General features: G+C 70.1%; 8 protein-coding genes. 1 reads left to right on the top strand and 7 read right to left on the bottom strand.

Annotated elements, in window-relative coordinates; translation table 11 throughout:
- Positions 1-5: 5 nt before the first annotated feature.
- The 6 genes from ABT160_RS41025 to ABT160_RS41050 all read right to left on the bottom strand — a co-directional run bounded on the left by ABT160_RS41025 (position 6) and on the right by ABT160_RS41050 (position 4,223).
- Complete coding sequence (locus ABT160_RS41025) at positions 6-998, bottom strand: DUF4259 domain-containing protein (RefSeq protein ID WP_351653952.1); 993 nt, start codon at positions 996-998, stop codon at positions 6-8.
- Between the two features lie 174 nt (positions 999-1,172).
- Positions 1,173-1,739: a hypothetical protein gene (locus ABT160_RS41030; protein ID WP_351653953.1), complete on the bottom strand. Its 567-nt coding sequence runs from the start codon at positions 1,737-1,739 to the stop codon at positions 1,173-1,175.
- A gap of 45 nt (positions 1,740-1,784) precedes the next feature.
- Positions 1,785-2,129, bottom strand: coding sequence for a hypothetical protein (locus tag ABT160_RS41035; RefSeq protein WP_351653955.1), 345 nt, complete (start codon positions 2,127-2,129; stop codon positions 1,785-1,787).
- 46 nt (positions 2,130-2,175) lie between these two features.
- Positions 2,176-2,733, bottom strand: a complete 558-nt coding sequence (locus tag ABT160_RS41040; RefSeq protein ID WP_351653957.1) for an SMI1/KNR4 family protein — start codon at positions 2,731-2,733, stop codon at positions 2,176-2,178.
- Positions 2,734-2,742: 9 nt separating this feature from the next.
- Positions 2,743-3,300, bottom strand: coding sequence for an endonuclease domain-containing protein (locus ABT160_RS41045; RefSeq protein ID WP_351653959.1), 558 nt, complete (start codon positions 3,298-3,300; stop codon positions 2,743-2,745).
- A gap of 92 nt (positions 3,301-3,392) precedes the next feature.
- Complete coding sequence (locus ABT160_RS41050; protein WP_351653961.1) at positions 3,393-4,223, bottom strand: glycoside hydrolase domain-containing protein; 831 nt, start codon at positions 4,221-4,223, stop codon at positions 3,393-3,395.
- Positions 4,224-4,586: 363 nt separating this feature from the next.
- Between ABT160_RS41050 and ABT160_RS41055 the strand changes: the two genes are divergently transcribed.
- Positions 4,587-5,111, top strand: coding sequence for a peptidoglycan-binding domain-containing protein (locus ABT160_RS41055; protein WP_351653963.1), 525 nt, complete (start codon positions 4,587-4,589; stop codon positions 5,109-5,111).
- Between the two features lie 106 nt (positions 5,112-5,217).
- Here ABT160_RS41055 and ABT160_RS41060 read toward each other — a convergent pair whose 3' ends face one another.
- A complete protein-coding gene (locus ABT160_RS41060; protein WP_351653964.1) occupies positions 5,218-6,525 on the bottom strand; it encodes a M48 family metallopeptidase in 1,308 nt (435 codons plus the stop codon).
- Between the last annotated feature and the right edge of the window lie 105 nt (positions 6,526-6,630).

The following is a 6,630-nucleotide window of genomic DNA, read 5'->3' on the forward strand; positions in this document are numbered from 1 at the left end:
GGGGTTCAGTAGTCGGCGAAGTTCCAGAACATGCCAACCTCGTTGTCGGTGACGACGATCAGGCCGTAGTCCTCGGTGTACTGACTGAAGGGTGCGTACGCGAAGCCGCCGGGCGCCGAGACGTCGAAGGTGCCGTGCGCGTGGGCCGGCTTGTGGGCATTGGTGTAGTAGTGGGCGTCATCCCCGTACCGCGCGAGGATCGTGCGGGCCATCGCCCGGAGCTCCTCCTCGCTCTCGGTGAAACGGCGCAGGTTGTCCAGTGTGCAGCCGTCGTCGGTCAGGCCGAGCAGTAGACCTTCCGCGCCGTCACGGTCGATCTCGTGCAGCCTCGCGGCGATGTACTCGGGAGGGTGCGGGACGAACGGGAACGTGGGGAAGCCCGCGGCCTCAGGCATCTGGGCGGCATCGTCCAGGCCGGCCCACCCCCGCGGATCCGGCACAGCGCGCGCCATCAGGTCGATCACGTCCAGGACCCAGTCCTCGTGACGGCGCGGACCTGTGGCGTCGTACGGGAACGCGTCGTCGAAGAGATGACGAACCGCCTTCTCCCACTCCCCCTGCTCTACGAACAGGGAGTCCTCTTGCGGAGGGACCGGAGGGGCAAGGACGCAACGAAGACGGTTGATGCCGTGGCGCCACTTCGAGCCGTTCGGAGCGTCGTCCCAAAGTTCGGCGAGCTCAGACCGCGAGGAGACGACTTGGTCCAGAGCGTCGACGGCGAGAGTTTGAAGGTCTGCGGGCAACTCGGGCAGCGGTTCTGACGGGCCGTAGTTCGCGCAGGCTGCCTGTTCGCCGTGAGGGTGCTGAGCAACGACCAGGGCGGCAGCGGCCACTGCTCGCTCACCGTCGGGGGTGTCCAGGAGGTCCGCAGAGGCAGCGGCGCGGTTGAGCGCGCTGCGGATGATGGCTTCGCGTTCCTCCAGTGCCGCCTCGTCCAGGTCGCCTCCGAAGTCGGCGGCGGTGTCGTTGTCGAAGGGGCCGATGTCCCAGGTGCCCATTTCTCTCCTCGCTTGGCCGTCTGGGGATCGTCGCATTGGCCACTGACACTGAGGTCAGGAGGCAAGCGGTACCTGCTTGCGCAGGAGCTTGAAGCCAGAGCGATCGCCATCTGCCGCTTGAACATCTTGATCCTCTTGGCTCACAAGAAGTGGACCAGAGCCCAGAGTCGGGATTCAGTAGTCAGCAAAGTTCCAGAACATGCCGACTTCGTTGTCGGTGACGACGATCAGGCCGTAGTCCTCGGTGTACTGGCTGAAGGGGCTGTACGAGAAGCTGTCGGGCGCCGAGATGTCGACCGTGCCAGTGAGATTGCTGGGCTTCCTCACGTTGGTGTAGAAGCGCGCCCCGTCCCCGTAGCGGGCCAGGATCGTGCGCGCCATCTCTCGCAGTTCCTCCTCGCTCTCGGTGAAGCGGCGCAGATTCACGACCGTGCAACCTTCGTCGGTCAGGCCGAGTAGTAGCCCCTCCGCACCAGCACGGTCGATCTCGTGGAGCCTCTTGGCGAGGTACTCGGGCGGATGCGGCACGAACGGGAACGTGGGGTAGAGCTTGCTCTCAGGGAAGTAGGTCGCCGCGTCCAGACCAGCCCACCCCCGCGGATCCGGCACAGCGCGCGCCATCAGGTCGATCACGTCCAGGACCCAGTCCTCGTGACGACGCGGGCCTGTGGCGTCGTACGGGAACGCGTCCTCGAAGAGATGACGAACCGCCTTCTCCCACTCCCCCTGCTCTACGGACACGAAGTGCCGACCCCTTCTCGAAACGCTGGATGCTGCGACCGCCCGTCACGCCGTTTCGTCGGCGAGCACGGCCGTGTTCAGCATGGCACGGTGGCGCAGCCACATCGGATCCGTCCCGTCCGCCTCCGTCACTCCCTCCAGGAACGCGCTGTCCCAGCTCCGGTTCCCGTCCGTGACGGTCAGCCCGTCCCGCACGTCTCCCAGGTCCTGTCCGACGGGCATCGGCGAGGCCGAGTCCAGGAACTCCCGTGCCGCCGCCCGGGCGTGCTCCCGCACGTCATCGGGCCCCCGCGTGCCGGGCCGGGACAGGAGCACGTCGTTCGGCGTGACCCCGATCTCCTCCAGGTCGATCTCGGCCACCACCCCCGTCGGCGCACCCACCCACAGCACGCGCGCTCCCCGTCACAGGAACGGGCACGGGCCCGATCACAGGCGCTCACCGCCCCGTCAGCCACCCGGTGTACCACGCGCGGAAGTCCGGGCTCACCGGGGCGAAGCCCGCCCAGTCCGGGTCGACGCGCCACACCTCCCCCGTGTGCGGGCCGTTCAGTATCAGCCGGATGAACATCCCGCAGCCCTCCTCCGCCAGCATCAGCGTGCCCGGAGTGACTTCTTCGAGCTCGGCCCCGAGACTGCCGGTGCGGGGCTCCTTCAAGGCGAACGGCTCCGCCAGGCGGCCCGGCAGGCGGTCTTCCTCCCACTCGCCGTCCACCGCCCACGGATCCTGCTCATCGGCCTCGGGCCGGGGAACCGTCAGCGGCATCAGCCCGTGCCCGGGGCCGGCCGGACCGTCGCCCACCCGCGCGACGAAGGAGCGGTACGACACCGGCAGCGCGATGCCGTGCGCCTCCTCGAAGCCGTGGATCTCCTCCTCGGTCAGCCGGGGCTTCAGTACGTACTGGTGCGTGTCCGCCCCGAACCGCTCGCGCGACGGATCCGCCTCCGCCATCTCCCGGAGCCGTACTCGCACACGCTCCCCGTCCCATGTGTCCATCGTCCGTCCCTAGACCTGCGCCGACTCCGCCTGCTCCTTCGCGTACTTCTCGTCCATGAGGAAGGACCAGGAGGTCGGCAGGTACCTGTTGTCGCGTCCCCTGATGACCTCCGCCGTCGGTCTTCGCGCGGGCGGGTCGTTCAGGTAGTTCTCGAACACCGGGCTGTCGCGCAGTTCCGCCGGCCACCTCTCGTACGCCGGCAGGCGGTTCAGGTTGCACGGCTTGCAGAGGATGCCCCGTACGCAGCAGCCGCGCGAGCGCACAGGGCCGCAGCAGGCGTGGTCGTGGTCGATCTGCCAGATCGACCTCGCCTCGTGCGGGATCCCCATGTCGCAGGGCTCGGAGTTGTCACCGCACAGACCGCAGCGGAAGCCCTGCGCCCGCCAGATCGCGTTGTAGCGGGCTATGGTCAGCCCGTACTTCCACATGCGGCGCTGCATGCGGCGGCAACGGGCGCACACCTCGGTGCCCGCGACGAGGCGCGGCACCCAGTCCTCGCACAGCAGGCAGAGCTGCTCGTCCTCGAATTCCCAGTCCCCCGCCCACGCCGACGTCCGGCCTGGCATCGGCCTCCCCCTCCCACGACCTCCGACGACGCTGTCGATGTCGTCGATGACTCGAAGGTAGGGCACACCACTGACAACGCGGTCGCGGCCCCTCAGCCCACGATGGCGACCGGCGCGTCCCACGCGTCCCGGTCCACCGTGAGCGTGTAACCGCCCCTCTTCTCCTTGCTGTTCACCAGGTACTGGTGGGCACGGCTGTGGTTGGTGTAGAGCTTCGGGTCCCAGGGCCAGTCGGCCGTGGTGGTCTCCTTGGAGTTCCACAGCGCGTACCAGAGGTTGCCCGGCAGGTCCGTGCGGTTCTTGGCGGTGGCGACGGACTTCGCGCTGGAGCTGCTGAAGCCGTAGAAGCCCGCGCGGTAGGTGCGGTCGCGCAGCGTCTTGGTGAAGGAACGGACGTACGTGAGCACGGCGTTGTCGCACGCCGTGTTCTTGAGGTCGTACGCCTCCATGTCCAGGTAGATCGCGCTGCCCGGCTTCATGCCCAGTGCCGAGGCCTTGGCGACGGCGTCCTTGGCGTCGGCCGCGCCGACCGACGCGGCGTTGGCCGCGGTGAACTTCTCCGGGCTCCTGCCCGTCTGGCACGGCGGCTGCGCCCCGACGTACAGCGGGATGAGCTTCCAGCCCTGCGCGGTGACCGAACGCGTCCAGGAGGCGGTGAGGTTGGGCTGGGCGCAGCCGCGGTTCTTGCCGCCGACGTACACGGCGGCGGCGCCGTAGTACCCGTCCTTCTTCCAGGCCGTCATCGCACTGAGGGAGGGCGCGGTGCACGTGTCGAAGGCGCGCCCGGTGTACGTCTTCTGGGCGGGCCAGGCCGTCGTCGCCATGGACGTCTGGGCGGCGTACACGCCTCCGGCGGCCACGACCGCTCCGGTGGCGGCGAGGGCTATGTAGCGGGGGCGACGGGACCGCTTGTGGTGGGCCATGTACCTGCTCTGCTCGTGTGGTTCGGAGCGAGGGGCCCGGCACGCCGTCCGCCTTCGCGGCGCCGTACCTCCGGCGCTCCCGGGAACCTACCTGACCACCGGGAGGAGGATCACCGCCGCCTCCGCCTCGAACTGGCAAAATCCCCGCCCCGGGCCGCCTGCCACCCGCCGCGGCCTACCGCGTTCGTACGACACCACTACCGCGCCGGTTCTACACCCGGGGCCGTGGCCGCCGCCCGGCGCAACCCCAGCGTCGTACCCGGGGTTCAACCCCCCACGGGACGCGGTACGACGGGTCGCCGCCCTACTTTGATCCCCGATCCGATCGCCATGTCGTCCCACCACCCGGGAGCGAAGATCCCCATGCGCAAGCGCTACGTCTCCACGCTCATCGCCGCCGGTACCGCGTCCCTGTTCTTCGGCACCCTGGCCGCCTCCCCCGCGTCCGCGAGCAACAGCTACAACGGCGCCGCCTACGTCAACGGCGCGGGCGACGAGACCGACGACCTGTACGACGAGGGCATCCTCTCCACCACACAGAACTCGCGGTCCAACGCGGTCTGCTTCTGGCAGAAGATCCTCTGGGCCAACAAGCAGCTCGAGCCCGGCGACGTCGACGGCGTCTTCGGGGACAAGACCCGCAACGCCACCATCGCCTTCCAGAAGAGCATGGGCATCCCGGCGGACGGCGTCGTCGGCAAGACCACCTTCAAGGCAGCCGAGGACGGCGAGAAGGGGATGGACATCACCCTGTCCACCAACAGGGGTTACTACATCGGCCCCCTGCGCACGTTCCCGGTGTACCGGGACTCCAACAACAGCTACCACTTCCAGGACCGGACCGGCGCCGACCGTGCGGCGGGCTACAACTACCTCACCTGCGCCTGACAGCGGCTCAGCACGCACGGCACGGCGCGGCACCACACAGCGACACAGCCGGGGCGCCTCTCCCCTTCCTCAGGGAGAGGCGCCCCGCGCTCACGCTGTCACGTCGTCACGCCGTCACCGCGTAGTCCCTGATCACCACGTGCGCCACCTTCGCCCGCGCGTCGGCGAGTTCGGCGCCCACCGCGTCGGCCGCCTCCGGGGCGAACCGTACGCCCGGCTCGCTCCCCGTGCCCGCCAGCAGGCGTTCGCGGCGCAGGTGCGTCGGCGGGTGGGTGCTGTCCACGGCGTGGCCGCGCAGCGCGCCCGCCCGGCGGCGACGCTCGTACTCGCGCTCCGGCACCAGCGCCATGTGCGCGGCCAGGCGCTCCCAGAGGTCGCGCTCGGCCGCCTTGCGGTCGGCGGTGCGGCCGCCGCGCGTGTTCGCGATGACGGACTCGCGGCGCAGCCAGTCCTCGTACGCCTCCGCGATCAGCAGGCGGTCCATCAGCTCGGCGGCGGCCTCCGGGGAGGCGGCTCGCTTGGCGATGTCGTCCGCGAGGTACTCCGCGCGCAGCCCGTCGCGCATCGTCAGCTGGTCGAGCAGCAGGAGCAGGCCGTACACCGCGTAGCGCGGGACCGCCATCATGACGTTGGCCAGGCGCTCGCCCAGGTCGGGGTCCGGGACGGGGAGCAGGAAGGAGTACCAGAGCGACAGGGACCGCAGGGCGCTGCCGAGCAGGATGCCGCGGCGCGTGTCGCCGTTGGCGTAGTGGCCGAGCTCGTGGCCGAGCAGGGCGACGCGCTGCTGCGGCGTGAGGGCCTCCCACAGGGCGAGTCCGAGGAGGAGGGCGCGGCGCTGGCGGATTCCGTACGTGAAGACCGCCGCGTTCGCCGACGCGTCGACGACCACCACGTCCACGCCCCGGGTGCCCGCCACGGCGGCGACCTCGTCGATCAGGGCGAACAGCCGGGGCGCGTCGGTACGGCGCAGCTCGGGCAGGTCGTCGGGCAGGCGCCCGAAACGGGGGCGCAGGACGACCGCGGTCGCGAGGAGCACCCCGCCGATGACGGGCTGCACCACGGTGCTCCAGCCCAGCACGATCAGCAGCAGGCCGCAGACGACGAGGGCGAGGGTGACCCCGTGCACCAGCACGGCGAGCACCTGGGCCAGCGCACCGGCCCCGCCGCGTTGCGGCCGGCCGCCGGCGCCCGTGGCCCCCGTGCTCCCACCCGCCGCGGTCGCGGTCGTCGTCTCGGCGTACAGCTGCTCGCCGTAGCGCTGGGCCGTCCGGTGGCGCAGCGCCTCGATGCGGCCGGTGGGCGGCCGGTGCTCGGACGGATCAACGTTCCAGCCGCAGGCCTCGCACCAGGTGCCGAACCTCTCGTCCACCGGCACCTGCGCGGCGCACTCCGGGCACGCCTGTGTGGCGCTCATGCTTCCCTCCCCTAATGGGACTCGTCGGGCCGTGAGGGAGACTACGGTCCGTAGCCGCCAGCAGGTGAGCACTGCTCTCACCGGAGCCGTTTGAGCTCTGCTGTC

The organism is Streptomyces sp. NPDC001941, assembly GCF_040296945.1.
In the GTDB taxonomy this organism is placed as follows: domain Bacteria; phylum Actinomycetota; class Actinomycetes; order Streptomycetales; family Streptomycetaceae; genus Streptomyces.

Excerpts from the sequence above, each read along its gene's own strand:
- ABT160_RS41025 (WP_351653952.1), bottom strand. The coding sequence starts at position 998 with ATGGGCACCTGGGACATCGGCCCCTTCGACAACGACACCGCCGCCGAC.
- ABT160_RS41040 (WP_351653957.1), bottom strand. The coding sequence starts at position 2,733 with ATGGACACATGGGACGGGGAGCGTGTGCGAGTACGGCTCCGGGAGATG.
- ABT160_RS41045 (WP_351653959.1), bottom strand. The coding sequence starts at position 3,300 with ATGCCAGGCCGGACGTCGGCGTGGGCGGGGGACTGGGAATTCGAGGAC.
- ABT160_RS41050 (WP_351653961.1), bottom strand. The coding sequence starts at position 4,223 with ATGGCCCACCACAAGCGGTCCCGTCGCCCCCGCTACATAGCCCTCGCC.
- ABT160_RS41055 (WP_351653963.1), top strand. The coding sequence starts at position 4,587 with ATGCGCAAGCGCTACGTCTCCACGCTCATCGCCGCCGGTACCGCGTCC.
- ABT160_RS41060 (WP_351653964.1), bottom strand. The coding sequence starts at position 6,525 with ATGAGCGCCACACAGGCGTGCCCGGAGTGCGCCGCGCAGGTGCCGGTG.